This is a genomic window from Luteibacter sp. P4_E6, from assembly GCF_056401535.1.
Genome location: NZ_JBFUJE010000810.1, coordinates 1 through 1,294 on the forward strand (window position 1 = coordinate 1; position 1,294 = coordinate 1,294).

Here is a 1,294-nt window from a genome sequence, read left to right on the forward strand (position 1 = left end):
GAGAAGAATTCGGGGGTGAGAAAATCCATGAAAGCGGGTCCTTCGCGCGTTGTGAGATCGAATGCGGCGGCGACGGGTACGCGCACCCGTCGTCACCACAAAAGTCTCGTTCCCGGCGCGATGCCGCCGCGACGCCCGGGACGCGTGTGGCGTCCGTACTGACGATCGTCGCGCACGAAGCCGGAAGGCTCCGCGGAACTACTCCCTCTTGGGCGGTAGTCGCGGGCATTGTGGCGGTTGGGATGCACCGCGGCAAGACATACCCGGGGGTCGACCGGTTAAAATCGCCGGTTTCCCACCCTCCACGAGTGAAGTCCATGAGCGCACACGATATCCGTTCCGCCACGCGTCCCGATCCGGACCAGCCGCTGGTGGACATCGCCAACTACGTGGCCGATTACCAGATCGACTCGAAGGAAGCCTACGACACCGCGCGCTACATGCTCCTCGACTCGCTGGCCTGCTCAGCCCTGGCGATGAAGTTCCCGGATTGCGTCAAGCACCTCGGCCCCCTGGTTCCGGGCGCCGTGATGCAGGGCGGCACGCGCGTGCCGTTCACCTCGCATGAGCTGGACCCGGTCCAGGCGGCCTTCGCCATCGGCACCCAGATCCGCTATCTCGACTTCAACGACACCTGGCTGGCCGCCGAGTGGGGCCACCCGTCGGACAACCTTGGTGCGATCCTCGCGGTCGCCGACTACCTCTCGCGCAAGGCACAGAAGGAAGGCGGCAAGCCGCTGACCGTGCGCGATGTCCTCGGCTACGCCATCAAGGCCCACGAGATCCAGGGCTGCTACGCGCTCAAGAACAGCTTCAATCGCGTCGGCCAGGACCACGTGATCCTGGTCCGCCTGGCCTCCACGGCCGTGACCACCGCCATGCTCGGCGGCGGCAAGGAGCAGATCACCACGGCCGTCTCGCACAGCTGGATCGACAACGGCGCGCTGCGCACTTACCGCCACGCCCCGAACACCGGCCCCCGCAAGAGCTGGGCCGCCGGCGACGCCTGCCGCCGCGCCGTCACCCACGCGATCAACGCTGTCTACCGCAACGTGGTGGGTTACCCCTCGGCCCTCACGGCCAAGACCTGGGGCTTCTACGACGTGGCCTTCAAGGGCAACGCATTCGAGTTCGAGCGCCCGTTCGGCAGCTACGTGATGGAAAACGTCCTGTTCAAGATCAGCTTCCCGGCCGAGTTCCATGCCCAGACGGCCGTGGAATGCGCCATGGCCCTGCACGCCCAGGTGGCCGACCGGGTCGACCAGGTCGAGAAGGTCGTCATCGAGACCCAGGA

At 66.2% G+C, this 1,294-nt stretch carries 1 protein-coding gene; it reads left to right on the forward strand.

From position 1 onward, the window contains the following. Nucleotides 1–317: 317 nt before the first annotated feature. Nucleotides 318–1,294: 2-methylcitrate dehydratase (gene prpD, locus AC1DT2_RS23680; protein WP_477299131.1), on the forward strand; the 977-nt coding region annotated here is incomplete at its 3' end.